Annotated in this window: 29 protein-coding genes and 1 pseudogene; 17 read left to right on the forward strand and 13 right to left on the reverse strand. The window is 72.0% G+C overall.

What is annotated here, in order from left to right; genetic code table 11:
• Positions 1–138: 138 nt before the first annotated feature.
• The gene (locus H3H34_RS02015; protein ID WP_328830982.1) at positions 139–906 is read right to left on the reverse strand and encodes an SDR family NAD(P)-dependent oxidoreductase; all 768 of its coding nucleotides are present in this window, start codon (positions 904–906) and stop codon (positions 139–141) included.
• 10 nt (positions 907–916) lie between these two features.
• The gene (gene purF, locus H3H34_RS02020) at positions 917–2,401 is read right to left on the reverse strand and encodes an amidophosphoribosyltransferase (protein ID WP_194743581.1); all 1,485 of its coding nucleotides are present in this window, start codon (positions 2,399–2,401) and stop codon (positions 917–919) included.
• Positions 2,402–2,493: 92 nt separating this feature from the next.
• Between purF and hisI the strand changes: the two genes are divergently transcribed.
• From hisI to H3H34_RS02060, 8 genes are all read left to right on the forward strand, one after another.
• Entirely contained in the window at positions 2,494–2,841 is a 348-nt protein-coding gene (hisI, locus tag H3H34_RS02025; protein ID WP_194743582.1) for a phosphoribosyl-AMP cyclohydrolase, read from the forward strand.
• Positions 2,842–3,173: 332 nt separating this feature from the next.
• Positions 3,174–3,560 (forward strand): MerR family transcriptional regulator, encoded by a 387-nt coding sequence (locus tag H3H34_RS02030; RefSeq protein WP_194743583.1) that lies wholly within the window; start codon positions 3,174–3,176, stop codon positions 3,558–3,560.
• On the forward strand, positions 3,560–5,350 hold the full coding sequence (locus tag H3H34_RS02035; RefSeq protein ID WP_194743584.1) for an acyl-CoA dehydrogenase C-terminal domain-containing protein: 1,791 nt from the start codon (positions 3,560–3,562) through the stop codon (positions 5,348–5,350). The genes H3H34_RS02030 and H3H34_RS02035 overlap by 1 nt, the downstream gene beginning before the upstream one ends.
• Before the next feature lie 61 nt (positions 5,351–5,411).
• Complete coding sequence (locus tag H3H34_RS02040; protein ID WP_194743585.1) at positions 5,412–6,623, forward strand: acetyl-CoA C-acetyltransferase; 1,212 nt, start codon at positions 5,412–5,414, stop codon at positions 6,621–6,623.
• A gap of 53 nt (positions 6,624–6,676) precedes the next feature.
• Positions 6,677–8,869, forward strand: coding sequence for a 3-hydroxyacyl-CoA dehydrogenase NAD-binding domain-containing protein (locus tag H3H34_RS02045; RefSeq protein ID WP_194743586.1), 2,193 nt, complete (start codon positions 6,677–6,679; stop codon positions 8,867–8,869).
• Between the two features lie 131 nt (positions 8,870–9,000).
• Positions 9,001–9,762: a PEPxxWA-CTERM sorting domain-containing protein gene (locus H3H34_RS13460; RefSeq protein WP_194743587.1), complete on the forward strand. Its 762-nt coding sequence runs from the start codon at positions 9,001–9,003 to the stop codon at positions 9,760–9,762.
• Between the two features lie 116 nt (positions 9,763–9,878).
• A complete protein-coding gene (locus H3H34_RS02055; RefSeq protein ID WP_194743588.1) occupies positions 9,879–10,838 on the forward strand; it encodes an NAD(P)H-dependent flavin oxidoreductase in 960 nt (319 codons plus the stop codon).
• Positions 10,835–11,614 (forward strand): SDR family NAD(P)-dependent oxidoreductase, encoded by a 780-nt coding sequence (locus tag H3H34_RS02060; RefSeq protein WP_194743589.1) that lies wholly within the window; start codon positions 10,835–10,837, stop codon positions 11,612–11,614. The genes H3H34_RS02055 and H3H34_RS02060 overlap by 4 nt, the downstream gene beginning before the upstream one ends.
• Here H3H34_RS02060 and H3H34_RS02065 read toward each other — a convergent pair.
• Positions 11,611–11,946 carry a DUF2794 domain-containing protein gene (locus H3H34_RS02065; protein WP_194743590.1) on the reverse strand — a complete coding sequence of 112 codons (336 nt, stop codon included), beginning with the start codon at positions 11,944–11,946 and terminating at the stop codon, positions 11,611–11,613. The two genes, H3H34_RS02060 and H3H34_RS02065, sit on opposite strands and share 4 nt — an antisense overlap.
• Entirely contained in the window at positions 11,943–12,614 is a 672-nt protein-coding gene (gene epsC / locus H3H34_RS02070) for a serine O-acetyltransferase EpsC (protein WP_194743591.1), read from the reverse strand. The genes H3H34_RS02065 and epsC overlap by 4 nt, the downstream gene beginning before the upstream one ends.
• A 150-nt stretch (positions 12,615–12,764) precedes the next feature.
• Here epsC and H3H34_RS02075 point away from each other — a divergent pair, with 150 nt between their 5' ends.
• The gene (locus tag H3H34_RS02075) at positions 12,765–13,514 is read left to right on the forward strand and encodes a sulfite exporter TauE/SafE family protein (protein WP_194743592.1); all 750 of its coding nucleotides are present in this window, start codon (positions 12,765–12,767) and stop codon (positions 13,512–13,514) included.
• Here the strand turns inward: H3H34_RS02075 and H3H34_RS02080 are convergent.
• From H3H34_RS02080 to H3H34_RS02090, 3 genes are all read right to left on the reverse strand, one after another.
• Positions 13,504–14,373 (reverse strand): peptidylprolyl isomerase, encoded by an 870-nt coding sequence (locus H3H34_RS02080; protein WP_194743593.1) that lies wholly within the window; start codon positions 14,371–14,373, stop codon positions 13,504–13,506. The two genes, H3H34_RS02075 and H3H34_RS02080, sit on opposite strands and share 11 nt — an antisense overlap.
• Before the next feature lie 32 nt (positions 14,374–14,405).
• Positions 14,406–14,924: a carboxymuconolactone decarboxylase family protein gene (locus H3H34_RS02085; protein WP_194743594.1), complete on the reverse strand. Its 519-nt coding sequence runs from the start codon at positions 14,922–14,924 to the stop codon at positions 14,406–14,408.
• A gap of 105 nt (positions 14,925–15,029) precedes the next feature.
• A complete protein-coding gene (locus tag H3H34_RS02090; RefSeq protein WP_194743595.1) occupies positions 15,030–15,572 on the reverse strand; it encodes a peroxiredoxin in 543 nt (180 codons plus the stop codon).
• Between the two features lie 151 nt (positions 15,573–15,723).
• Here H3H34_RS02090 and H3H34_RS02095 point away from each other — a divergent pair, with 151 nt between their 5' ends.
• Complete coding sequence (locus H3H34_RS02095; RefSeq protein WP_328831241.1) at positions 15,724–16,641, forward strand: hydrogen peroxide-inducible genes activator; 918 nt, start codon at positions 15,724–15,726, stop codon at positions 16,639–16,641.
• Positions 16,642–16,721: 80 nt separating this feature from the next.
• Here H3H34_RS02095 and H3H34_RS02100 read toward each other — a convergent pair whose 3' ends face one another.
• A complete protein-coding gene (locus tag H3H34_RS02100) occupies positions 16,722–17,093 on the reverse strand; it encodes a UrcA family protein (RefSeq protein ID WP_194743597.1) in 372 nt (123 codons plus the stop codon).
• 117 nt (positions 17,094–17,210) lie between these two features.
• Positions 17,211–17,864 carry an alpha/beta hydrolase gene (locus H3H34_RS02105; protein WP_194743598.1) on the reverse strand — a complete coding sequence of 218 codons (654 nt, stop codon included), beginning with the start codon at positions 17,862–17,864 and terminating at the stop codon, positions 17,211–17,213.
• A gap of 91 nt (positions 17,865–17,955) precedes the next feature.
• On the opposite strand from H3H34_RS02105, the gene H3H34_RS02110 reads away from it, so the two are divergent.
• From H3H34_RS02110 to H3H34_RS02120, 3 genes are read left to right on the forward strand one after another with little or no spacing between them, the layout of a single operon-like run.
• Entirely contained in the window at positions 17,956–19,068 is a 1,113-nt protein-coding gene (locus tag H3H34_RS02110) for a cysteine desulfurase family protein (protein WP_194743599.1), read from the forward strand.
• Positions 19,065–20,237 (forward strand): cysteine desulfurase family protein, encoded by a 1,173-nt coding sequence (locus H3H34_RS02115; protein ID WP_235945240.1) that lies wholly within the window; start codon positions 19,065–19,067, stop codon positions 20,235–20,237. The genes H3H34_RS02110 and H3H34_RS02115 overlap by 4 nt, the downstream gene beginning before the upstream one ends.
• Entirely contained in the window at positions 20,234–20,569 is a 336-nt protein-coding gene (locus tag H3H34_RS02120; protein ID WP_194743600.1) for a 2Fe-2S iron-sulfur cluster-binding protein, read from the forward strand. The genes H3H34_RS02115 and H3H34_RS02120 overlap by 4 nt, the downstream gene beginning before the upstream one ends.
• Before the next feature lie 13 nt (positions 20,570–20,582).
• On the opposite strand, the gene H3H34_RS02125 is transcribed toward H3H34_RS02120, so the two are convergent.
• From H3H34_RS02125 to H3H34_RS02140, 4 genes are read right to left on the reverse strand one after another with little or no spacing between them, the layout of a single operon-like run.
• Positions 20,583–21,176, reverse strand: a complete 594-nt coding sequence (locus H3H34_RS02125; RefSeq protein WP_194743601.1) for a nucleotidyltransferase family protein — start codon at positions 21,174–21,176, stop codon at positions 20,583–20,585.
• Entirely contained in the window at positions 21,173–22,171 is a 999-nt protein-coding gene (locus H3H34_RS02130; RefSeq protein ID WP_194743602.1) for a molybdopterin-binding protein, read from the reverse strand. The genes H3H34_RS02125 and H3H34_RS02130 overlap by 4 nt, the downstream gene beginning before the upstream one ends.
• A gap of 4 nt (positions 22,172–22,175) precedes the next feature.
• Positions 22,176–23,096 (reverse strand): XdhC family protein, encoded by a 921-nt coding sequence (locus H3H34_RS02135; protein WP_194743603.1) that lies wholly within the window; start codon positions 23,094–23,096, stop codon positions 22,176–22,178.
• Positions 23,096–23,701, reverse strand: a complete 606-nt coding sequence (locus H3H34_RS02140; protein ID WP_194743604.1) for a CoxG family protein — start codon at positions 23,699–23,701, stop codon at positions 23,096–23,098. The genes H3H34_RS02135 and H3H34_RS02140 overlap by 1 nt, the downstream gene beginning before the upstream one ends.
• A 64-nt stretch (positions 23,702–23,765) precedes the next feature.
• Here H3H34_RS02140 and H3H34_RS02145 point away from each other — a divergent pair, with 64 nt between their 5' ends.
• From H3H34_RS02145 to H3H34_RS13465, 4 genes and pseudogenes are all read left to right on the forward strand, one after another.
• Positions 23,766–24,293 carry a DUF192 domain-containing protein gene (locus tag H3H34_RS02145; RefSeq protein WP_235945241.1) on the forward strand — a complete coding sequence of 176 codons (528 nt, stop codon included), beginning with the start codon at positions 23,766–23,768 and terminating at the stop codon, positions 24,291–24,293.
• A gap of 9 nt (positions 24,294–24,302) precedes the next feature.
• The gene (locus H3H34_RS02150; RefSeq protein ID WP_194743606.1) at positions 24,303–24,686 is read left to right on the forward strand and encodes an NADH:ubiquinone oxidoreductase subunit NDUFA12; all 384 of its coding nucleotides are present in this window, start codon (positions 24,303–24,305) and stop codon (positions 24,684–24,686) included.
• 22 nt (positions 24,687–24,708) lie between these two features.
• Positions 24,709–25,203: an outer membrane lipid asymmetry maintenance protein MlaD gene (mlaD, locus tag H3H34_RS02155; RefSeq protein ID WP_268978277.1), complete on the forward strand. Its 495-nt coding sequence runs from the start codon at positions 24,709–24,711 to the stop codon at positions 25,201–25,203.
• A gap of 218 nt (positions 25,204–25,421) precedes the next feature.
• Positions 25,422–25,610 (forward strand): annotated as a pseudogene (locus H3H34_RS13465) (DUF2155 domain-containing protein); the annotation flags it as partial.
• Positions 25,611–25,618 lie beyond the last annotated feature (8 nt).

Genomic DNA, 25,618 nt, shown 5'->3' on the forward strand with positions numbered 1-25,618 from the left:
GGGAAGGGATGCCGCGAGGCAGGGCAACGGGGCGCGCCATTGCGCGCCGGAAGGGCTCGCCGATCCCTCCGGTGCGGAGGATGAGGCCGGTGTTGCCTGCCGCCGCAGCGCGGAGGTTTGTCGCGGCGGCGGGCTGCCCTAGCCGACCACCGCGCCGGCGCGGTCGAGGACGAGGCGGGAGAGACCGCGCGGCAGACCCGCCTGCAGCCGCTCGACCACGCGCTCCGCCACCACCTCCGGCGCTTTCAGCGAGGCGGGGTCCTCACCCGGGTAGGCCTGCCGGCGCATCCGGGTGGCCGTGCCTCCCGGGTCCACCACGAGCACCTTCACGCCGAGCGCCGTCATCTCGTCGGCGTAGGTCGCAAGGAGCGACTCGAGCGCCGCCTTGGAGGCGGCATAGGGCCCCCAGTAGGCCCGCCCCGGCGCGACGCTCGACGTGAGGCCGACGACGCTGCCGCGCGCGCGCCGCAGCATCGGGTCGAACGCGCGGATGAGGCGCCAGGGGGCGGCCACGTTGAGGCGCATCACCTTCTCGAACTCGGCCGGCGCTACGTGGCCGAGCGGCGAGAGGGTGCCGAGCATTGCCGCGTTGAGGACGAGGAGGTCGAGCCCCTCCCAGCGGGCGCCGACGGCAGCCGCAAGCCGGTCAATGTCGTCGAGCTGAAGGAGGTCGAGAGGCGCGATGGTCGCCGTGCCGCCGGCGGCATGGATGGCCTCTTCGGTGGCAAGCAGGCCCTTCTCGTCGCGCGCCGTCAGCACGACATGGTGCCCAGCGCCGGCAAGCGCGCGGGCAAGTGCCGCGCCGATGCCGCGGCTTGCCCCCGTCACCAGCGCAAGGCGCGAAGCAGCGCCGGGCGCCGCCGTTCCGGTTGCGGCCTGCGCCGTCTCTCCGGTCTCGTCCGTCACGGCCAGGCCGTCACTGGGCCGCGACGAGCGCGAGCTGCCCGGCGGCCTCCTGCGCCTCCTGGTCGGTGAGGCGCGTGGGGTAGTCGCCGGTGAAGCAGGCATCGCAGTGGCTGGGGGCCCGGGCGTTGCGCCCGGGTTCGCCCAGCGCGCGGTAGAGCCCGTCGATGGACAGGAAGGCGAGGCTGTCGGCGCCGATGAAGCCCCGCATCGCCTCGAGGTCCATCTGCGCGGCCAGCAGCTTCGAGCGGACCGGCGTGTCGACGCCATAGAAGCAGCTGTGGGTGGTGGGCGGCGAGGCCACGCGCAGGTGCACCTCGCGCGCGCCGGCTTCGCGCAGCATGTGGACGATCTTGACCGAGGTGGTGCCGCGCACGACCGAATCGTCGATGAGAACGAGGCGCTTGCCGGCGATCAGCGCGCGGTTGGCATTGTGCTTGAGCTTGACCCCGAGGTGCCGGACCGCCTCGCCGGGCTGGATGAAGGTGCGCCCCACATAATGGCTGCGGATGATGCCCAGCTCGAAGGGGATGCCGGAGGCCTGCGCATAGCCGAGCGCAGCCGGCGTCCCGGAGTCGGGCACCGGCACCACCATGTCGGCCGCGACGGGCGCCTCGCGGGCGAGCTCGGCGCCGATCCGCTTCCTGACCTCATAGATCGAGAGCCCGTCCGCCTGCGAATCGGGGCGCGAGAAGTAGACATGCTCGAAGATGCAGGGCCGGGGCCGCTGGCGGGGCAGGGGCGCCATCGAGCGGACGCCGCGCGCATCGACCACGACAAGCTCGCCCGGCTCCACCTCGCGCAGGAAGCGCGCGCCGACCACGTCGAGCGCGACCGTCTCGGAAGCGAAGATGACGGCCTTGCCCAGCGCGCCCATGACGAGCGGGCGGAAGCCGAGCGGGTCGCGGCAGGCGATCAGGCCCTCGCGCGTGAGGCAGACGAGCGACCAGGCCCCCTCCAGCGCCTTCAGCGCATCGATGAACCGGTCAAGCAGCGTCGGCTGCCGCGAGGTCGCGAGGAGATGGATGATGACCTCGGTGTCGCTCGTCGACTGGAAGATGGCGCCGCGGCGGATGAGCATGTCGCGCAGCGTCATCGCGTTCGAGAGGTTGCCGTTGTGGGCAACGGCGAAGCCGCCGACGGCAAGCTCGGCGAACAGCGGCTGGACGTTCCGGAGCGCCGAGGCCCCCGTCGTCGCGTAGCGGTTGTGGCCGATGGCGACCCGGCCCGGCAGCTCCGCCATCACGTCCGGCCGGTCGAAGTTGCCGGCGACATGCCCCATCGCCCGGTGGGCGTGGAACTCCTGGCCGTCGAAGCTCACGATGCCGGCGGCTTCCTGGCCGCGGTGCTGGAGTGCGTGCAGGCCCAGCGCCACGGCGGCCGCGGCCTGCTCGAGGCCATAGACGCCGAAGACGCCGCATTCCTCGTGGAAGCGGTCGGAACCGTCGTCGAACGGGCCGGGACCAAAGGGGTCTCCGGCCCTCTCGGGGCTCGCCATGTGCCTGCCCGTCACTGCCTTGGCGCACCTCCTAGAGCCTCGGCGCCCGCTTGTCGCTAGGCAAAGCGTCATGGAAGCGTCAGAGAAGCTGCATGGCCGAACCCTTCGCCCCCCGCTTCGATTCCCAGGGGCTCGTGACTGCGGTCGTCACCGACTCGGGGTCGGGCGAGCTCCTCATGGTCGCCCACATGAACGCCGAGGCGCTCGCGCGGACCCGGGAGACGGGAGAGGCGCACTTCTGGTCGCGCTCGCGCGGGCGGCTGTGGCGGAAGGGGGAGACCTCGGGCCATGTGCTCGAGGTCGTCGAGATCCGGGTCGACTGCGACCAGGATGCGCTCTGGCTGCTCGCCCGGCCGCGCGGGCCTGCCTGCCACACCGGCGCGCGCAGCTGCTTCTTCCGCAGGCTGGGTCCCGACGGTCTCATCCGAATCGAACCATAACCCTCCCGCCGGGACGCAACCCTCCACCTCGCCGGCCGTTCACCACGGCGGACGGCAGCGACCACCCCCCTCGCTCCCGTCCTGACGCAGGGTCATGGGCCCGCCGCCCCGCGCCGCCGTTCCTCCTCCGACGGCCGCGCGGGGCGGCAAACCCCGTCTCCCAGCCTGCGCCCCCGGCTCCCCGCCAGCACCGCGAACACGCCGGCCGCCAGGCATGTCAGCCTCCGGAGCGCCGCCCGTCCACCCGGCGTGAGGCCGTGCGGCAGAGCAATGCCGCGCAAAGGCCTCAGCTGTTGTTGACGCGAACGTAAAGGTCATATAGCCGTTGCCACATGGAGGGAGCTGGCGAGACCTACACCATCACCGATCTCTCCCGCGCCTTCGGCGTCACTGCCCGCACGCTCCGCTTCTACGAGGCCGAAGGCCTGCTCCACCCCGTCCGCCGCGGCCGAACCCGTCTCTACTCGAGGGCCGATCGCGCCCGGCTCGCCTGGGTGCTGCGCGGCCGCGCGGTCGGCTTCAGCCTCGCCGAGATCCGCGAGCTCCTCGACCTCTACGCCCCCGGCGAGGCCCGGCGGCCCCAGCTCGAGGCCGCGCTCGCCAAGACCGTCGAACGCCTCGCGGCGCTTCGCGCCCAGCGCGACGCCATCGACGCCACCGTCACGGAACTGGAACAGTTCGCCGCCACGCTCCGCAGCCGCCTCGAGGGAGACGCCTGATGCCCACTTACCGCGCGCCGCTCGCCGACACGCGCTTCATCCTCCGCCACGTCCTCGGTCTCGAGCGCTACCGCAACCTCCCGGGCTTCGCCGATGCAAGCCCGGAGCTCGTCGACGCCATCCTCGCCGAGGGCGCGAAGTTCGTGGAAGGCGTGCTGGCGCCCCTCAATCAGGTGGGGGATCGCGAGGGCTGCACCCGCCACGCCGACGGCTCGGTCACCACGCCGACCGGCTTCCGCGAGGCCTACGAGGCGTTCCGCGCCGGCGGCTGGGGCACGCTCATGGCCCCGCCCGAATACGGCGGCCAGGGCCTCCCCCACGTCGTCGGCTCGGCCTTCGAGGAATTTCTCTCCTCGGCCAACATGGCCTTCGCCATGTACCCCGGGCTCACCCAGGGCGCGGTCTCGGCGCTCCTCGTCGCCGCTTCCGAGGAGCAGAAGGCGCTCTACGTGCCGCCCATGGTGGAAGGCCGCTGGACCGGCACCATGAACCTGACCGAGCCGCACGCCGGCACCGACCTCGGCCTCATCCGCACCCGCGCCGAGCCCCAGGCCGATGGCAGCTGGAAGATCTCGGGCACCAAGATCTTCATCTCGAGCGGCGAGCATGACCTTGCCGAGAACATCATCCACCTCGTGCTGGCCAAGACCCCCGGCGCGCCCGACAGCGTCAAGGGCATCTCCCTCTTCCTCGTGCCGAAGTTCCTCGTGAACCCGGATGGCTCGCTCGGCGCCCGCAACGCCGTCTCCTGCGGTGCGATCGAGCACAAGATGGGGATCCACGGCAACGCCACCTGCGTCATGAACTATGACGGCGCGACCGGCTTCCTCATCGGCGAGGAGATGAAGGGCCTCAAGGCCATGTTCGTGATGATGAACGTGGCCCGCCTCGGCGTCGGCCTGCAGGGCCTCGCCCAGGCCGAGGTCGCCTGCCAGAATGCGGCCGCCTACGCGAAGGAGCGGCTCCAGGGCCGCGCCCTCTCCGGCCCGAAGAACCCGGATGGCAAGGCCGACCCGATCCTCGTCCACCCCGACGTCCGCCGGATGCTCCTCGACGCACGCGCCTTCACCGAGGGCGGCCGCGCGCTCTGCCTCTGGGCCGCGCTCCAGGCGGACCTCGCCCGCCACGCCGAGACGCCCGCCGAGCGCGAGCAGGCCGAGGATCTCCTCTCGCTCCTCACCCCGGTCATCAAGGCCTATCTCACCGACAAGGGCTATCACCACGCCACCATGGCGCAGCAGGTCTTCGGCGGCCACGGCTACATCGCCGAGTGGGGCATGGAGCAGTTCGTCCGCGACGCCCGCATCGCCATGATCTACGAGGGCACCAACGGCATCCAGGCGCTCGATCTCGTCGGCCGCAAGCTCGCCGCCAACGGCGGCCGCGCCCTGCGGAGCTTCCTCGCCCTCGTCGATGCCGAGATCGAGGAGGCGAAGCGGCACGACGCCCTCGCCCCCTTCGCCGGCGAACTCGCCGCGGCCAAGGCCGATCTCGAGGGGGCCACCCTCTGGCTCATGGAGAAGGCCTTCGCCAACCCCGACCACGCCGGCGCTGGCGCCACGGCCTATCTCGAGCTCGTGGCCCTCGTCACCTTCGGCATGCTGTGGCTGAAGCTGCTGCGCGCGGCCGATGCCGCCGAGGCCGAGGGCGAGGATCCGGCCTTCTGTACGGCCAAGCGCCTCGTCGGCCGCCACTTCTTCGAGCGCCACCTCGTCGATGCCCCGGCGCTTGTCCGCAAGGTGAAGGCCGGCGCCGACACGCTGATGGCCATGCCGGAGGCCGCATTCTGACAACAAGCAGAGCTTGCCCCGCATGTCCGGCGGGCGCAGCGCGACAGGAACGGAGGATGACATGACCGAGGCCTACATCTACGACGCCGTGCGCACGCCCCGGGGCAAGGGCCGCAAGGACGGCGCGCTCCACGAGATCACCCCCATCCAGCTCGCCACCCAGGTGCTCGAGGCCATCCGCGACCGCAACGGGCTCGACACCGCGCTTGTCGACGACGTGATCCTCGGCTGCGTCGCACCCGTCGGCGAACAGGGCGCCGACATCGCCCGCATCGCCGTCCTGAACGCCGGCTACGCCCAGACGACGGCTGGCGTGCAGGTGAACCGCTTCTGCGCCTCGGGCCTCGAAGCCTGCAACATCGCCGCCGCCAAGGTGATCGCCGGCGAAGCCGACTTCGCCATCGGCGGCGGGGTGGAGAGCATGTCGCGCGTGCCCATGGGCTCGGATGGCGGCGCCTGGGCCATGGACCCGGCGGTCGCCTTCCGGACCTACTTCATGCCCCAGGGCATCGGCGCCGACCTTATCGCCACCATCGATGGCTTCTCCCGCGACGACGTCGATGCCTATGCGGTGGAGTCCCAGCGCCGTGCCGCCATCGCCTGGAAGGAGGGCCGGTTCGCGAAGTCGATCGTGCCGGTGAAGGACGTGATCGGCGAGGTGGTGCTCGACCATGACGAGCACATGCGCCCCGGCACCGACATGCAGTCGCTCGCCTCGCTCCAGCCCTCGTTCGCCGGCATCGGCGAGCAGATGCCGGGCTTCGACGAGATCGCGAAAATCCGCTACCCCGAGGTGGAGCGGGTGAACCATGTCCACCACGCCGGCAACTCGAGCGGCATCGTCGACGGAGCGTCGGCCGTCCTCATCGGCTCGAAGGCGGCGGGCGAGAAGGCGGGTCTCAAGCCCCGCGCCCGCATCCGCGGCATGGCCTCGATCGGCTCTGAGCCGGCCATCATGCTGACCGGCCCCACCTATGTGACGCAGAAGCTGCTGAAGCGGCTCGGCATGACCAAGGACGACATCGATCTCTTCGAGCTCAACGAGGCGTTTGCGAGCGTCGTGCTGCGGATGATGAAGCACATGGACATCCCGCACGAGAAGATGAACGTGAACGGAGGCGCGATCGCCATGGGCCATCCGCTGGGTGCGACGGGGGGCATGATCCTCGGCACCGTGCTCGACGAGCTGGAGCGGCGCGACCTGTCGACCGCGCTCGTCACCCTGTGCGTCGGCGCCGGCATGGGCACCGCCGCCGTCATCGAGCGGGTCTGAGCGCGCTCTTGCGCCGTGCCGCCCCCAGACGACCAGATCTCCGGAGACCCTGAATGACCGACACCGCCATCCGCCAGGAGCTCGATGCCGACGGCATCCTCCTCCTCACCATCGACTGCCCCGGCCTCTCGATGAACGTCATCAACGAGGCCGTGGCGCGCGATCTCGCCGCCGCGGTCGAGCGCATCCGCACCGACGAAAGCGTCAAGGGTGCCGTCATCACCTCGGGCAAGCCCTCGGGCTTCCTGGCCGGCGCGGACCTCAAGGGCATGAACTTCTCGGGCGACGGCTCTGCAGGCCCGGAAGGCGCGGCGGGCAAATCGCGCATGGCGCGCCTGTTCGAGGGCGTCTTTGCCCTGAACCGGCTGCTCCGCGACCTCGAGACGGCCGGCAAGCCGGTCGCAGCCGCCGTCAACGGCCTCGCGCTCGGTGGCGGGCTCGAGATCGTGCTCGCCTGCCACCACCGCGTCGTCGCCGACGACCCGAAGATCCAGCTCGGCCTTCCCGAAGTGCTCGTGGGCCTCTTCCCCGGCGCGGGCGGCACCCAGCGCCTGCCGCGCCTGATGGGCGTGCAGCCCGCCCTCATCTACCTCCTCCAGGGCAAGAACATGAGCCCGCAGGAGGCCCTCGGCTTCGGCGTGGTGCAGGAGCTCGCGCCGCGCGACGAGGTGGTGGCAAGGGCCAAGGCCTGGGTGAAGGCGAACCCCAGTGCCCACGTCCAGCCGTGGGACCGCAAGGACTTCAGGTTCCCCGGCGGCGTCGGCCACATGAACCCGGCCTTCGCCCAGACCTTCATCGCCGGCACCGCCATGGCCCACCGGCAGAGCTACGGGAACATGAACCAGGTGAAGGCCATCCTCTCTGCCGTCTACGAGGGCAGCCAGCTGCCGATGGACACCGCCATCCGGGTCGAGAGCAAGTATTTCGCGAAAGTGGTGGCCGACCCGCAGGCGGGCAACATGATCCGGTCGCTCTTCGTCTCGAAGCAGGCGGCCGAGAAGGGCGCGCGCCGGCCGAAGGATGAGCCGCCTGCCCCCACGCGCAAGCTTGCCATGCTGGGCGCCGGCCTCATGGGCGCGGGCATCGCCATGGTCTCGGCCCAGGCGGGAATCGAGGTCGTCCTCCTCGACCGCGACATGGAATCGGCCGAAAAGGGCAAGCGCTACACCGAGGAGCGCCTCAAGAAGCGCAACACCTCGCCTGACAAGATGGCCGAGATCCTCGGCCGGATCCACCCGACGACCGACTACAGGGACCTCGAGGGCTGCGATCTTGTCATCGAGGCCGTGTTCGAGGACCGCGAGATCAAGCGCCAGGTGACAGAGGCGACCGAGGCCGTCGTGGGCGCCGACACCATCTTCGGCTCCAACACCTCCACCCTTCCCATCACCGGGCTTGCCGAGGCGTGGAGCAGGCCCGAGAACTTCATCGGCATCCACTTCTTCTCCCCCGTCGAGAAGATGCCGCTGGTCGAGATCATCGTGGGGCGCAAGACCGGAGCGCGGGCGATCGCCAAGGCGCTCGACTATGTCGCCCAGATCCGCAAGACCCCGATCGTCGTCAATGACAGCCGCGGCTTCTACACCAGCCGCTGCTTCGGCACCTTCGTCCAGGAGGGTCTCGCCCTCCTCGGCGAGGGGGTGAAGCCCGCGCTCATCGAGAACGTCGCCCGGCACATGGGGATGCCGGTGGGGCCGCTTGCAGTCAACGACGAGGTCGGGCTCGACCTCGGCTACAAGGTCGCCCAGCAGACGAAGAAGGACCTCGGCGACGCCTACCGGCCCGGCCCGGGCGAAGCGGTGATCGAAACCATGGTCGGGCTCGGCCGCCATGGCCGCAAGAACGGCAAGGGCTTCTACGTCTATCCCGAGGATGGCTCGCCCAAGTTCCTCTGGCCCGAGCTCTCCGCCCACTTCCCGCTGGCCGCCACCCAGCCGGCGCCCGAGGCGGTGAAGGAGCGCCTCCTGTTCCGCCAGCTGGTCGAATGCGCCCGCTGCTTTGCCGAAGGGGTGCTCGAGACGCCCGAGGACGGCGACCTGGGGGCCATCTTCGGCTGGGGCTTCGCGCCCTTCACCGGCGGCCCCTTCAGCCACATGGACACGCTGGGGCTTGCCCATGTCGTCGCCACGCTCGACCGCCTGGCAGCAGCCCATGGCGAGCGCTTCGCGCCGCCGCCGCTCCTGCGCGAGATGGCGGAAAAGGGCGAGACCTTCTACGGCCGCGCCGCGGCCCGGAAGGCCGCCTGATCGCGGACGAGGCGGGTGAGACCAAGGCGCCCCGGCGCAACCCTCGCGCCGGGGGGTTCCGGTCGCCCCTGCTCCTTGCCGAATCGCTGCCGGAACCGTAGGCTGACCCTGCCCCGCATCAGGAGGGTCTCATGCGCGCCTCCCTTTCCGCAAGCGTGGGCCTTGCCGTCTCTGCTGCAGCCACGCTGTCAGCCGCTGGCCCGGCGCGGGCGGCGAAGCCGCTTACCGGCTCGGTTCTGATCGAGTGGTTCACGGTGACGGCGAGCGGAGCCGGCGACTTCGAGACCTATTGCTGCAGCGATGTCCGCCTCGACATGGTCAGGACGACGCTCGGCCCCAACGGCAAGCCGGTCCTGAACCCGGCTTCGGTCGGCCCGCAGAACTTCACCGGCGTCGACCCGGTCACCGGCGAGCTGCAATGGTGGTCGCCCGGCACCACGGCCGGCGGCGACATCGTGACCGCCACCGGGACCAGCATCGTGAGCTTCCCGTTCAGCGACTTCAGCCTGTTTCCGCCCAACGGTGGCGGATCCTCGAACGCCAGCGGCTTCCAGACCCTCGTTCTGAGCGGGCTCATCTTCACGCCCAAGCCGATCCTCTTGACCTTCAGCCTGGCAGCCGACGATGACGCCTTCCTGTTCGTGAACAGCAAGCTGGTGACGGGAATTGGTGGTGTGCACCCGCATACCGCCGCGCCGATGGGGACAGTTCTCGTCAAGCCCGGCACGACGCCGTTCAACCTGTTTTATGCCGACCGGCACTCGACCGGTGCGTCGCTCGACATATCGGCGACCTATGCCGTCGTGCCCGAACCCGGCATCTGGGCCATGCTGATTGCCGGCTTCGGCCTGGTTGGTTTTGCCGCACGCCGCACGCGTCCGATGCACGCCTGAATGAAGCAGCCGATTGCCGGGCCAGCGGCGGCGCCCGCGCGCCCGCCCCCCGGGCGAACGCTCCTATGCGAAATGGCGGCTTCCGGCCCGGAAGCTTTCGGCTCCAAGAGGCACCCATGACGATACATACCCCGCTGTGTGACCTGCTTGAAGTCGAGCACCCGGTGATGCTCGCCGGCATGGGCGGAGTCTCCTACGCCGAGGTGTGCGCGGCCGTCTCCGCGGCCGGCGGCTTCGGCTCGCTCGGCATGGCCGGCACCAGCCCAAAGTTCATCGAAAGCCAGATGAAGCGGGTGCGCGAGCTGACCGATCGGCCGTTCGGAGTTGACCTGCTCGCTGCCCAGCCCGAGACGCTCACCGCCTCGGTCGAGGTCATCATCGCCCACGGCGCGAAGGCCTTCATCGCCGGGCTCGGCGTTCCCTACCCGATCGTCAAGCAGCTGAAGGATGCGGGCATTCTTGTCGCCGCCATGGTTGGCAAGGTGGAGCACGCGGTGAAGGCGGAAGCTGCCGGCTGCGACTTCGTGATCGCCCAGGGCACCGAGGGCGGGGGCCACACGGGGGCCGTCGCTTCGGTGGCGCTCTGGCCGCAGGTGGTCGATGCGGTGAAGATCCCGGTGGTGGCGGCCGGCGGCCTGTACGATGGCAGGGGCCTCGCCGCAGCACTGGCGCTCGGCTGCGTGGGCGTGTGGATGGGGACCCGCTTCATCGCAAGCGAGGAAGCGCACGCGGGGCAGGTCTACAAGGACGCGATCGTGAAGATGACCGAGGCCGACACGGTCATTTCCCGCGGCTTCACCGGCAAAACGCTGCGGGCCATCCGCAACCGGACGACCGAGCGGTTCGAGAAGGAGCCGGTGAAGCCCTTCCCGCTCCAGGTGATGGAGTCGGCCCAGGAGAACCGGCTCGGGCCGATTGCCGGCATCACCGAGAACCTCGACCCCGAAACCCAGTGCTTCGCCGCCGGCCAGGGCGGGGGCGGGGTCCGCGAGATCCTGCCCTGCCGCACCATCGTCGAGCGGACGGTGGCCGAGGCGCAGGCGGTGCTCGGCCGGCTCGGAAAGCTCGCGGCGTGACCGGGCGCCTCGAGGGCAAGACCGCCGTCGTCGTCGGCGCGGCCGGCACGAACAATGCCGGCCAGGCGATCGCCCGCCGCTTCGCCAGGGAAGGCGCGACCGTGCTCGTTGCGGGCCGGAAGGAAGAGCCGCTCAAGGCCCTTGCCGAGGAGATCGGCGGCCACTTCGCCCTCGTCGACATCCGCCACCGGCCTGAGGTGGAGGCGCTCCGCGACACGGCGCTCGCCAAGCTCGGGGGCCGAGTCGACATCCTCGTCAACTGCGCCGGGATCGGCCTGCTCCGGCCGCTCGAGGAGGTGACGGAGGAGGACCTCGAGCTCATGTCCGCCCTCCAGTTCAAGGGCGTGCACCACCTGCTCCAGGCCTTCGTGCCCGTCATGGCCGCGCAGGGCGGGGGCGCGATCCTGCAAGTCTCCTCGGCGACGACCGATCGGGTCATCGACAACCACGCCGCCTACATCGCGACCAAGGCCGCGGGCGACGCGCTCATCCGCTGCATCGCCAACCAGTATGGCGCGAAGGGGATCCGCGCCAACTCCCTCGTGCCCGGCCTCATGGCCACGCCCATGACGGCCGACGCGATGCAGGTGCCGGGGCTCGAGGCCAGGTTCGCGAAGGAATATCCCCTGGGCCGCATCGGCACGGTCGAGGATCTCGCCGCAGCGGCCGTCTTCGCGGCGTCCGACGAATGCTTCATGACCGGCCAGGCCCTCCAGGTGAACGGCGGGCTCACGCTCCGGCGCAACCCGACGTCGGCCGAGCTGTTCGGCGCCTAGGCCCCGGCCTCGACAAGCTTCAGAAGCCGGCGCTTCAGCGGCGCGAGCACGGCGGCAAGATCATGCCCGCGCTTCAGCACGGCGCCCGCCTCCGAGACGAGCGCATAGGGCCCCTGCCGGGCGCGCGGATCCTTGACGATCCGGTACTCGGGTCGCTCGGCGGCGCGGCGGAAGGCGGAGAAGGTGGCGGCCGTCGGCGCGTGGTCGATCGCATAGTCGCGCCACACGCCCGCCGCCACCATCTGCCCGTAGAGCCGCATGATCTGGTCGAGCTCCTGGCGTTCGAACACCACCTGCCGTCCGCGCGCCGGCAGCGGGACGACGTGGGTCACGCCGCGTCCGACGCCTTCGCGAGCAGCCGCTCGAGCTGCGCCACCCGGGCCTTCAGCGCCTCGAGCTCGCACTTCATGAGCTCGTGGCGCTGGGTCACGGGGTCGAACACCTCCGAGCAGGGCGTGCCATAGGGCACGAACGCCGGCTCCTCCTTCACCACCACGGGGATCGGCCGGGCCGGGATTCCGACCATGGTGGCACCCGCCGGCACGTCCTTGGTGACGACGGCATTGGCACCGATCCGCGCGCCGTCGCCCACGCGGATGGGCCCGAGGATGGCAGCCCCCAGCGAGATGACCACGCCGTTGCCGATGGTCGGGTGGCGCTTGCCGCCGATGCCGCTTGCGGGGTTGGTGCCGCCGAGCGTCGCCCCCTGGTAGATGGTGACGTCGTCGCCGATCTCGGCAGTCTCGCCGATGACGACGAAGCCATGGTCGATGAAGAGGTTGCGGCCAATCCGCGCGCCGGGGTGGATGTCGATCGCGGTCAGGAACCGGCTGAGGTGGTTGACGACGCGCGCCAGGAAGAAGAGCCGCGCGCGGTAGAGCGCGTGGGCGATGCGGTGGAAGCCGAGCGCCCAGACGCCCGGGTAGGTCAGGATCTCGAGGCGCGAGCGGGGCGCGGGGTCCCGCGCCTTGACGCTTGCCAGATAGGTTCCGAGGCCCATGCCCGCTCCCGTCGTCCAGCCGCTCCCCATAAGCCCTGACGGCAGCGCGCGCCAGTCCCGTCCCGCGCCCCGCGCCAAGGCGGTCTCTCCCCGGGCGTCGAAATGCTTCCTCGCTTCGGGCCCGGAAGCCACGGAGAGGGCCGGACCGACATGTTGGACCCCGGCTTCCTGCACTTCGTGGCGGTCGGCTTTGCCGCCCAGCTGGTCGACGGTGCACTTGGCATGGCGTTCGGCGTCGTCTCGACGACGGCCCTCATCGCCCTTGGCGTTCCGCCAGCGGCTGCCTCGGCCGGGGTCTACGCCGTCGAGACGGTGACGACCGGTGTCTCGGGGCTTTCGCACCTCCTCCTTCGGAACATCGCGTGGCCGCTCTTCCTGCGGATCGTCGTGCCGGGCGTGGGCGGCGCGATTCTCGGGGCCTGTCTCCTGGCGACCATTCCGGCCGAGAAGGCGCGGCCGCTGGTGCAGGCCTATCTGGCCGTCGTCGGCCTCTGGATCTTCTGGCGGGGCCTGCGCCACCTGCACGTCGAGCGGCCGCCGCGGTTCGTCGCGCCCCTCGGGCTTGCGGGCGGGTTCCTCGATGCCGCGGGAGGAGGCGGCTGGGGCCCGATCGTGACGTCCAACCTGCTCATCCAGGGCGGCACTCCCCGGACCGTGGTGGGAACGGTCAATGCCGCCGAGTTCTTCGTGACCGCGGCTCCGACGGGGACGTTCCTTGCCGTCCTCGGGCCGGGGCTGGTGTCAAGGGCAATGCTGGGGCTCCTCGTCGGCGGCGTACTCGCCGCGCCCCTCGGCGCCTTCCTGGCCCGCCGGCTTGCGGCCGACACCCTCATGATCCTCGTCGGCCTCGTGCTGACGGCGACAAGCCTCTTCGGCATCGTCCGCGCGCTCACCGGCTGAGCGCCGGCCGGATCGGGGGCAGGAGGTTGCAGATGTCCGCACCCCCGGCAGGCCGCACGAAGAAGGGGTCGCGCCGGTTCGCCCGCGCGTCCACCCAGGCGGCGAAGGCCGCGCCGTCCGTCCGCATCACTTCGAACCGCGGCCGTTCGGCCTGGGGCATGTCGGCGCCAAGCCGCGCCGAGACGAGCTTCACATGCTGGTCGGCGCTTTCGTAAAAGCCGAGTGCGCCGGTGCCGCGGGGCAGCGCCGCGAGCGCCTCCGCGCCTTCCAGAACCCGGCCGACGAGCGCGATGTTGCGGTCGAGCTGGCGCGGCCCGTGGCCGATGACGAGGTAGAGCTCGGCGCCCGAGCCGGTGTCGGGGGGCATCTCCCGGCCCACCCCCACCATGCCGGGGCAGTGCGGCAGCCAGTGGGCCGTGCCGTCGGTCGCGACCGCCCAGCCGCCGGCATGGCCCACGCGCGCCCCGTAGGAATCGGCGAAGGGAAGGGCCCGGAAGCCGGGCGGCAGGCCAGGTCGCTCGTAGCCGTCGTTCGGTCGGTGCGCGACCCCTTGCGGCAGCGGCACCTTCCCCGTCGGGTCGCCCCACTGGACGACATAATTGTCCTGGACGCGGACGATCGCGGCGTGGCGCGCGTACCAGCCGTCGCGCACCAGCGTACGGACGTTGGCGACGTGCGTCGGCGCGAAGGCAGGCGCGAGCTGCACCACCAGTCGGCGCGCTCCAGCGAAGTCGAGGACGAGCAGCTCCTCCGCCGGGACCGCCTGCCACGCCTCGGCAGGTGCGGCGGCGACGATTTCGGCAGGCGAGGGGGCGACCGCCGGTGCGGCAGCGAGGAGGAGCGCGGCAAGGAAAGCCATGCCCCACCCTGCCACGGGGCGCCCGCCTCCTGCTAGAGCGTGCGCAGCACCGCGCCCACGGCGTTGACGACGCTCGCCAGCCGCACCGCCGTCTGGATCGTCTCGGTCTTGACGCCGTGCTGCTGCAGCACCTTCTCGTGGCTGTCGATGCATGCGCCGCAGCCGTTGATCGCCGAGACGGCGAGGCAGAAGAGCTCGAAATCCGCCTTTTCGATTCCGGGCGCGCCGATCACGTTCATCCTGAGGCGCGCCGGAAGCGTCCGGTACTCGGGGTTAGAGGCGAGGTGCGTGAACCGGTAGTAGACGTTGTTCATGGCCATGATGGCCGCAGCGGCCCTGGCGGCATGAAGCGCCGCGGGCGAAAGCTTCGCCGCCGCCTCGGCCTCGGCGGCGCGCACGAGGGGCGCCACGCCGGTCGCATGCGCACAGGCCAGCAGCGCCCCGTACTTCTGCTGGTCGCTGAGACTGGCATCGGCCAGGAGGGAGGACAGGTTGAGCCGCAGGTCCTTCGCGTGATCGGGAAGGGTCTGGGCAAGGTCGGCAAGCGCCATGAGCACATCTCCACGAGGCAGCCGCGTCGGCGGCGGCAGGGGTTCGGCTGGAACGGAAAGGGGCCGGGCAGCCCTGCCGCCCGGCCCCTCGCGCGGACAGACGGCTCAGGCCGCCGGCTTCAGCGTCTCCTGGCCCGGCTGCCAGTTGCACGGGCAGAGCTCGTCGGTCTGGAGCGCGTCGAGGTTCCGGAGCGTCTCCTGCGGCGAGCGGCCCTGGTTGAGGCCGTTCACCGTCACGTGGCGGATCACGTTGTGCGGGTCGATGATGAAGGTGGCCCGGAGCGCGACGCCCGCCTCCTTGTCGAGGATGCCAAGCGCCTTGGCGAGCTCCTGCTTGTTGTCGGCAATCCAGGGGAAGTCGCACTTGGCCAGCCGCTCATCCGACTTGCGCCACGCGTAGTGGACGAAGTCGGTGTCGGTCGAGGCGCCGATCAAGACCGCGTCGCGGTCCTCGAACTCCTTCTTCAGCTCGCCGTAGCCGATGATCTCGGTCGGGCAGATGAAGGTGAAGTCCTTCGGCCACCAGAAGAGCACCGTCCACTTGCCGAGCAGGTCCTTGTCGGTCAGCACCTCGCCGGCCGGGAGCTTGTCCACGCCCTGCTGCACGGAGACCTTGAACTCGGGCAGCTTGTCGCCGATCGTGAGCATGTGCACACCTTTCCATCCGATTGGGTTGAAACGCGAAACTGGAGCGCGAGGGGGGCCTCGTGCTGCACCGCACATAGGAGGGGCCTCCCAATCGTTCAAGTCGAAGAAAACGATTGAACCAATCGAGATAGGCGATTACGCAGTCCTCGTGATCTACCTCCCCACCATCAAGCAGCTTCAGTATCTTGTCGCCCTCCACCGCACCGGCCACTTCGGCCGCGCGGCAGAGGCCTGCCACGTCAGCCAGTCGACGCTGTCTGCCGGAATCCGCGAGCTCGAGACGCTCCTCGATTCCGTCCTCGTCGAGCGCAACCGGCGCGTGGTGCGCTTCACGCCGCTTGGCGAGCGGGTGGTGGAGCGCGCCTGGCACCTGCTGGCCGAGGCCGAGGCCATCGCCGAGCTTGCCCGCGCCGCCGGGCGGCCGCTGGCTGGCGAGCTCCGCCTCGGGGTGATCCCGACGATCGCCCCCTTCCTGCTGCCGCGGCTTCTTCCCCGCCTGCGCGCAGCCTGGCCGGAGCTGCGCCTCTACCTGCGCGAGGAGCAGTCGGACCAGGCCTGCGCCCTGCTTGCCCGCGGCGAGCTCGACTGCGTGCTCCTCGCGCTTCCCTGGGCCTGCGGCGACGTCGAGTCCGAGACGCTGTTCGCGGACCCGATTCGCCTCGCCTTCCACCCCGACGACCTGCCGGCCGCCCCGGCGGAGATCGACCCCGAGACGCTACCACAGGACCGGCTCCTCCTGCTCGAGGATGGCCATTGCCTGAAGGACCATGCGCTTGCCGCCTGCGGCCGCGCCGGCCTTCGGGCAGAGTCGGCCGTGCTCGGCACGTCGCTCCACACGCTGGTGCAGATGGTGGAGAACCGCATCGGCTGCACCTTCCTGCCGCAGCTTGCGGTCGATTCGGGGATCCTTGCCGGCACCTCGGTCGAGACCCGCCCGCTGCGCTCCCCGCGCGCCAGCCGCGAGATCGCGCTCGTCTGGCGGGCGACCTCGCCGCGCGCGCCCGAGTTCCGGCTGCTTGCGGCCGAATTCCGGAAGGCGGCTGCCGGAGACACGGCGTCGGACGCCTGAGCTGCGTCGCGCCCGGGGCGGCTGCCGGCCAGCCGGGCCGGCAGCCTGCGTCCCTGGAAATGGGCCGGCCGGGCGCTGGCTCAGTCGGCGCGCAGGGCGGCCATTGCCTGGCCGCGGGCGCGATGCTCGGCGATGGCGCGGGCGCGGGCCGGCTGGCTCGCGGCGATGGTGGCCTCGATGCAGCTGCGGCGGGCCTCATCCAGGCGGGGCGAACGTGCCTCGGGCTCCGGATCGCAGACCTGGGCGGCAGCGCGGGCGATGCGGGCATCGAGCCGGGCGCGGCCATCGACGGTCGCAAGATCGAGGCCGTCGGCGCGGATGACGACGATGGCCGGGTCGAAGGCGGCACGGGCGGGGCGGACCGCGGCAGGCGCCCCGGGTTCGGACGCGGCCACCGGCAGGGCGCCGATGGCCGCTGTGACAAGGCAGGAGGTGGCGAGAAGTCGGATCATGATGGTCTCCCTCGTGGCCGGGAGTTGCCGGCACGAGGGGGAGCCTATCACCTGTCACGCAGATGTCAAACCGCCGTCATCATCCTGTAACGGAAATCTGCAAGCCGGATGTGCGAATCACCTCCCGCCAGGCGCGGCAAGCCGCCGGTCGAGATAGGCCTCCACCACCCGCGTCAGCTCGTCCATCTCCGCCTGGAAGAAGTGGTTGGCCCCCTCGATCGTCGCATAGTCGATGGTGATGTGCTTCTGCGTCTTGAGCTTTTCGACGAGCTTGGCGACCGCGGGCTCGGCCACCACCTCGTCGGCCGTGCCCTGGACGATAAGCCCCGAGGAGGGGCAGGGCGCGAGGAACCCGAAGTCGTAGAGATTGGCCGGCGGCGCGATCGAGATGAAGCCCTTCACTTCCGGCCGGCGCATGAGGAGCTGCATGCCGATCAAGGCTCCGAAGGAGAAGCCGGCCACCCAGGTGCCCGAGCTTTCCGGGTTGATCGCCTGCAGCCAGTCGAGCGCCGAGGCGGCATCCGAAAGCTCTCCCACGCCGTTGTCGAACTCGCCTTCCGAGCGGCCGACACCGCGGAAGTTGAAGCGCAGCGTGGCAAATCCGCGCTTCACGAAGATGTTGTAGAGCGCGAGCGTGATGGGGTTGTTCATCGTCCCCCCGCCCTGCGGGTGGGGGTGGAGGATGATGGCGAGCATGGGCCGCGGGTGCGGCGACGGCTGGTAGCGGCCATGGAGGCGGCCCTCCGGGCCGGGAAAGATCACTTCCGGCATAGGTCCCCTTGTTGCGTGTCCGCCCCGGCGTCTCGGGCGCCGGAAAACGGAACCCTGTCGCCCGCCCGTCGGGTGGGCCTATACTAGGTGGGTGACCGGATCGCCAACCTCAAGCCTTGGCCAGCGCCCGACCTACCTCGACTGGGCGGCGACGGCCCCGCTTCGCGCCGAGGCGGCCGCGGCCATGGCCGAGGCCGCGGCGCGGCTTGCCGAGGGCTCCTGGGCGAACCCCTCGTCCCAGCACGGGCCCGGGCGGGCGGCCCGGCGCGCGCTCGAGGACGCGAGGGCCTCGATCGCTGCCTTCCTCGGCGTGCCGGCCGATGCCCTCGTCTTCACGAGCGGCGGTACCGAGGCGCTGGCGCTGGCGCTCGGCGGCGACGGGCTGCCCCGGCGCGCCGTGCTCGCCACCGAGCACGCGGCGGTGCGCGAGGCGGTGCCGCAAGCGCAGGTCCTGCCCGTCGACCGCGACGGCCGCCTCATCCTCGAGGCCCTCGAGGCCCTGCCCGAGGGCACGCTCGTTGCCGTCCAGCAGGCGAACAACGAGACCGGGGTGATCCAGGACCTCGGCACGGTCGCGGGCCTCGTGCATGCCCGGGGCGGCCGGCTTCTTGCGGACTGCGTGCAGTCCGCCGGCAAGCTCCCGCTGCCGGCCGGCGCCGACTACGTCGCCGTCTCGGCGCACAAGCTCGGCGGTCCGCCCGGAATCGGCGCGCTCGTGGTGCGCTGCCGGGAGGGGCTGCGGCCGCTCCAGCGCGGCGGCGGCCAGGAGCAGGGCCTGCGCGGCGGCACCGAGAATCTCGTCGGGATCGTCGGTTTCGCAGCTGCCGTGGCCGCCTTCGACCGCGCCTTCCCGACTGGTGCGCGCGCGCTGCAGGCGCGGCTCGAGGCCGGCGTGTGCGCCGCGGGCGGGCGGATCCTCGGCGAGCGCGCCCCGCGGCTTCCGACCATTTCGTGCATCCACCTGCCAGGCGTTCCCGCCGCCAACCAGCTGATGGCGATGGACCTTGCCGGACTCGCGGTCAGCCAGGGCCCGGCCTGCTCGTCGGGCACGCTGCGTCCCTCGGCCGTGCTCGCAGCGATGGGCGAGCCCGAGGCGGCCCGCGAATCGCTCCGCGTCTCGATCGGCTGGTCCACGCGCGCCGACGACATCGACCGGTTCCTCGCGGCCTGGACCGCGCTTGCCGCCCGTCGCCGCGCCGCATGACAGGGCTCGCGCGCGATCGCTTGATCGACCTCGACGGCCAGGCGACCACGCCGCTTGCGGCCGAGGCGCTCGCGGCCATGCGCCCCTTCCTCGAGACCAACCACGCCAATCCGCACAGCGCCCACCGCGCCGCCCGCGCTGCCAGGGCGGCGCTCGAGGCCGCGCGCGCCGAGATCGCGGCCCTGCTCGACGTGCCTCCGGCCCATGTCATCCTGACTTCGGGGGCGACGGAGGCGAACAACCTTGCGCTGAAGGGCTATTTCCTCGGCGGGGAGGCGCAGGGCGGGCTTCTCACCTTCGCCACCGAGCACAGCTGCGTGCTCGAGACGGCCCGCGCGCTCGCCCGCCGCGGCGTCGCCGTCACCATCCTGCCGGTCACGCCCGAGGGCATGCCGGACATGGCCGCCTACCGCGCCGCGCTCGCGGCCGGGGGCGTCGCGCTCGTCTCGGCCATGCGGGTCAACAACGAGGTGGGAGCGATCTGGCCGACGGCCGCGCTTGCCGCCCTGGCCCACGCCCACGGCGCCCGCTTCCATTGCGATGCCGCGCAGGCCTTCGGCAAGCTGCCCTGCGCCGTCGGCGCGGACCTCGGCGGCGCCGACATGGTGAGCCTTTCGGCCCACAAGATCCACGGGCCCAAGGGCATCGGTGCGCTGGTGGTGGCGCCCGACGTCACGCTCGAGCCGCTGTTTCACGGCGGCGGGCAGGAGCGGTTCCGCTCGGGCACCCAGAGCCCGGCGCTGGCTGCCGGCTTCGGCGCAGCGGCCCGGCTCGCCCGCGAGGGGATGGCCGCCCACGCTGCCCACGCCCGCGCGCTCATGGCGCTGGCGCTTGAGACCCTGGCCGCTGCCGGCGTGCGCTACCGGATCAACGGGCCGGATCCGGAGGGGCCGGAGCGGATCCCGACCAACCTCTCCGTGACCTTCCCCGGCGTGCCTGCCGCCCGCCTCATCGCCGCGGTGCCGGGCGTCCTCTTCTCGTCGGGCGCGGCCTGCTCGTCGGGCGCCGGGCGGCCGAGCCACGTGCTCGCCGCGCTCGGGCTCGACCGCACCGCCGTTGCCCAGACGGTGCGCCTCGGCTGGACCCGCGAGACCGGCGCCGACGACCTCTCTGCTGCAATTTCCGCAGTTGCGAAGGCGGCAGCGCGGATGCAAAACCTCGCGGCATGATCCGCCTGCGTTTCCTCAACCCCGATGGCTCGCTTGCCGCCGAGACCGAGGCGGCGCCGGGCACGCGCCTCCTCGAGGTGGCGCAGCGCCTCGGCCTCCCGCTCGAGGGCACCTGCGAGGGCGCGATGGCCTGCTCCACCTGCCACGTCATCGTCGCGCCGGCCGACTTTCCCCGCCTCGGGCCGCTGTCGGTTCACGAGGAGGACATGCTCGACTTCACCCCGCACGTGACGGCGACCTCGCGCCTGTCGTGCCAGATCCTGCTCGAGGCGGGCCTGGGTTCGCTCGAGGTGCGGCTGCCGCCCGCCCACGCCGACATGCGGGGCCTCTAGCCGCGCCGGCGTGTCAGCGCGCCGGGGCGGGCATCGCCGCGGCTGCGGCCAGGTCGGCAGGCGTGTCGATGTCCCGGAGCACGCCCGGGTCATCCACCGCCACCTCCTCGACGGCAAGTCCGGGGAGAAGCGCCGCCGCCCCCCGGTCGCCCTCGAGCGCCATGAGCCGCGGGAAGAGGCTTCGGGCAAGCCCCACCGGGTTGCCGGGCACGCCGCCGAAGGCCGGGCGCACGGCCTCGGCCCCTGCCGCGAGCCGCCGGGTGAGGCGGGCGTAGGTCTCGGGGCGGACGAAGGGCATGTCGCCGAGCACCACGAGCACCCCCTGCCAGTCGGCCGGGGCGGCTTGGAGACCCGCCTTCAGCGAGTGGGCAAGGCCGCGGTGATGGTCTGCCGCTTCGACTGCCGGAACGTCCTTCAGGAGCGGCCGCAGCCGCCCGGCATGCGCGCCCAGCACCACGAGGGCCGGCAGGCCCGCGCGCGCCACCTGAGCGAGCGTCGTCTCGAGCACGGTCGCCTCTCCCAGCGGCAGCGCGAGCTTCGCCGCGCCCATCCGCCGCGCCGCGCCTGCCGCAAGCACGAGAGCCCCGACCAGCGGCGCTGGCGTCACCCGTTCCAGCCCCAGGGCACCGGCCGTCCCGACTCCTCGAGGAGGCCGCCCACCCCCATGCCGGCGATCAGCTCGGAGGTGACGGGCAGCCCCGCTGCCAGCCGCTCGAGCACGAGGTCGAGCCCGTTGCGCTTGGGGCTCCGCGCGCAGCCGGGAAGCCCCACGACTGGCCGCTCCGCAATCCGCCCCAGCACCAGGAGATTGCCCGGGTCGACGGGCATGCCCACCCGCTCCACCACGCCGCCGGCCGTGGTGATCGCGGCCGGGATCACGTCTGCCCGGTCGGCCGTCGCGGTTGCGCCCGCCACCAGCACGAGGTCCACCTCGGCGGCGGCAAGCGCGGCGGCGAGCGGCGCGATCGCGTGGGGGACGGGCGCGGCCACGTCGAGCGCCATGCCCAGCCGCGCCAGCCGCTCGCGCGTGACGGCAGCCGTCTTGGCTTCCAGCTTTCCGCCTCCCGTGTGCTCGCCGGCGCGGATGGTGGTGACGAGGCACGCGCGCTGCCCGGTGCGCCAGGGCCGCACCTCCAGCCGGGCGCCGGCAGCGGCAACCGCGGCCAGGGCCTCGGGCTCCACCGCATAGGGGATGACCTTGACGGTCGCGACAAGCTCGCCGGTGGCGACCGGCGCGAACGGCGGGCGCGTGGCGATGCCGACCGCCTCGGTCGCGCGGTTGGCAGCATCGAGCCGGCCCGGATCGAAGAGGAGGAGGCCGTCCGCCGTGGCGTGGATGTTCACCCGGCCGTGAACTGGCGGCCGTGCCTCGACCCCCGGGCCGGCGAGCGCCGCCCCCAGCTCTGCTGCAGCCTCCGCTTCCGGCACGTCATGCGGGCCCGGGCGCGCCACCCAGAGCCGCTCAAGCCCTTCGGCGCGGGCGGCCTCGACGAGCGTCCGGTCGATGCGCGTCCCCTTGGCCACCCGCCGGCCGCCGAGCGTGACGGCGTGTGCAAGAAGCGCGCCTTCGGCGTCTCCGAGGGGGCGTTCGCCGAACTCCACGGCGCTAGCCGCGGGTGCGGAAGGCCTGGACCATCTCGGCCGCGATTGCGAGCGCGATCTCGGCCGGGGTGGCAGCGCCGATGGGGAGGCCCGCCGGGCCGCGGATGCGGGCGAGGGCGGCCGCGTCGAAGCCCTGGGCGGCCAGCCGCTCGAGACGGGCGGCGTGCGTCTTCCGGGAGCCGAGGGCCGCGATGTAATAGGCCTCGCTCCGGAGCGCCGTCGCAAGCGCCGGGTCGTCGAGCTTTGGGTCGTGGGTGAGGGTGACGACGGCCGAGGCCGAGTCGGGCCGCCAGTCGGCAAGCGCCTCATCGGGCCAGCGGGAGTCGACGGCAAGGCCGGCGAAGCGCGGCTCGGCGGCGAACAGGCCGCGCGGATCGACGATTGAGACCGCATGGCCCAGCTCCCGGGCGATGGGCACCAGCGCCTGGGCGATGTGGACCGCACCCACCAGCATCAGCCGGAGCGGCGGATCGTAGCGGCGGACGAAGTCGCCCGTGTCGCCCTGCGTCGTGCGCCCCGTCGCAAGATCGGTGGCAAGGCTGATGGCGCGGCCGGCCGCGCGCGCGCCCGCGATGGCCTCGAGAAGGGCAGGGGGGAAGGCGCCGTCGTCAAGCGCCTGGACCAGCACCTCGATCTCCCCGCCGCAGGCAAGGCCCACCTGCCAGGCCGTCTCGCTCGCCACGCCGAAGACCAGCCGGCGGAAGCCGCCCTCCCGCGCAAGGGCCTGGCCGGTCGCGATGACCTCGCCCTCGACGCAGCCGCCCGAGACGGAGCCCTCGAACAGCCCGTCCTCCCGGACGAGAAGGTGGCTCCCGACGCGCCGCGGCGCCGAGCCCCAGGTGCGGATGACGGTGGCGATCGCTGCGCGCCGGTCTTCCGCCTGCCAGCTCCGGGCGGTGGCGATGAGCTGGGCGAGCTCGTCCATCAGCGCAGCAGCAGGAAGAGGAGCAGGCCGACGGCTGCGACGAGGAGGAGCGCCCAGACGAGCGGCGGCACGCCGCGCGCCTCGCGCTCCTCCGCTGCAGCTGCGGGGAGTGCGGGCGCCTCGGCCTTGGCGGGCGCCGGAGCCGTCTCGCCGCCCGGGCTTGCGTCTTCCACGATTTCCTTGAACTTCGCGAAGAAGGATTCCGCGTAGCCGCGCGCGGCCCCCTCCACCAGCCGCGCGCCGAGCTGGGCGAGCTTGCCGCCCACCTGCGAGGTCGCGGTGTAGGAGAGGAGCGTCGCGCCATCCTCGGTCTCGACGAGGGTGACGACGGCGGAGCCCCTGGCGAACCCGGCCACCCCGCCCTTGCCCTCGCCCACCAGCACGTAGCGGCTGGGCGGGTCGAGCTCGGTCATCTCGACCGTGCCGCTGAACTTGGCTCTCACCGGGCCCACCTTCGCGTCCAGCCGGCCACGGTAGCGGTTCTCGCCGTCGGCCTCGAGCGATTCCACTCCGTCGATGCAGCGCGCCAGCACTTCGGGATCGACAAGCGCTGCCCACACCTTCTCCCGCGACGCTGCAATCCGGGACTCGCCCTTGAGTTCCATCCACCTGTTCCTTGCCTGCCGCCTCGACTAGGGAGGCAGCATGCTATCCTTCGTGCGATGCGGCTTGGCAAGCCGGGCATGGGTGCTGCTTCTGGCCATGCTCCTGCTCATGGTGCCCGTGGCCCCCCTTGCCGCGCGCGAGCCGGTGCCCGACCGCCCGGGCCTCCCCAACGCCGGGCTTCCGCGCATCATGGTCCGGGTCGAGACGGCCCGGGGGCGCTTTCCCTACCGGGTGGAAGTGGCGGGCACGCCGGCTGCCCAGCAGACGGGCATGATGTTCCGCACCGAGGTTCCGGCGGGCACCGGCATGCTCTTCCCCATGGATCCGCCGCGCGAGGCGGCCTTCTGGATGCACAACACGTTCGTGCCGCTCGACATCATCTTCATCGGCACCGACGGGCGGGTCCGGAACATCGCCGCCAGCGCGGTGCCCATGTCCCGCGAGCTCCGGGCGTCGGACGGGCCGGTTGCTGCGGTGCTCGAGCTTGCTGGCGGCGAGGCCGCGCGCATCGGCCTGCGCCCGGGCGACCGGGTGCGGTGGAACCCGCAGGAGCTGGCCGCGGCGCTTGGCGCCTTGCGCAAGGGGAGCTAGGGGGCGGGCATGGGCCTGCTTTCGATGCTCTTCACCTGGTGGCGCGGGCCGACCCTCGGCACGGCCATGTTCACGCGCAGCAAGGGCCGGGAAGTCGGCCGCGACGGGTTCGGCAACGTCTATTACGAGACCGCCGACGGAAGCCGGCGCTGGGTGATCTACGCGGGCGAGAATGATTCGAGCCAGGTGCCGCCCGAATGGCACCTCTGGCTCCACCGGACGCGCCGCGACCCGCCGACGACGGCGCCGCTCACGGTGCGCCCATGGGAACGGGCGTGGCGGCCCAACCCGACCGGCACGCCGTTTGCCGAGCGGCCGGCCGGAGCGCTGGAGGCCGGCGGCCGCCGGGCGCCGGCCAAGGCCGACTACCGCGCCTGGACTCCGGAGGGCTGAGCTGGGCGTCATCCGCGAGCATCTGGCCGAGGCGCTGGCCGGCCTCGTCGTGCTGCTCGTGGCGGGCTGGTTCCTCGTGTTCGCCTGGAACCGCAGCGGTTCGGCGGTGGCCGACAGCTACGAGCTTGTCGCGCGCTTTCCCAACGTGACGGGGGTGAGCGTCGGCACCGACGTGCGCGTGTCGGGGATGAAGGTGGGGCGGGTGGTCGCCCAGGAGCTCGACCCGAAGACCTGGCAGGCGGTGGTGCGGATGGCGATCGACCGGCGGGTCTCGCTTCCCGTTGACAGCTCGGCCGCGATCACGAGCGAGGGCCTGCTTGGCGGCAGCTTCATCGCCCTCATGCCCGGCGGCGAGGAGGAGAAGCTGGCGCCGGGCGACGAGATCGTCGATACGCAAGGGGCAACCGACCTCATGGGCCTTGTTGGCGCGGTCATCAACCGCACGGGCGGAGGCGGCGGGGGCGGGGCCGGAGGAGGCGCTCGCGGCGGGGAAGCGGCGGCCGAGGCGGAGCGATGAGCCGGGCGGTCCGCGGCGCCGGGGCTGGCCTTGCCGCCGCGCTTCTCGTCGGCGCGCCCGTCGCGGCCCAGCAGGCGGCGCCCGGAGGACCCTCGCGGCCCGCCAGGCCTGCCCCAGCCGCCCCGGCCCCCACGGCGTCGGTGAAGGCGGTGCCAGCGCAGGCGGACCGCACCGCCACCATCGCCATCCTCGACAAGCGCAGCGGCGAGGTGACCGACATGACGGTCGCGCCCGGCGGGGGCTTCCGCGTCGGCCGGCTCGTCGGCACGCTGAGATCCTGCGACGTGACCCCGCCCCATCTCCGGCGGGAGCAGGCCGCATATCTCGAGCTCGCCCTCGAAGAGCCGGCGCGCGCCGGCCGGCAGGCGCCTCGGGTTCGGCCACTGTTCGCCGGCTGGATGTTCGCGGAATCGCC

It is taken from the genome of Thermaurantiacus tibetensis, assembly GCF_015354055.1.
Classification (GTDB): domain Bacteria; phylum Pseudomonadota; class Alphaproteobacteria; order Sphingomonadales; family Sphingomonadaceae; genus Thermaurantiacus; species Thermaurantiacus tibetensis.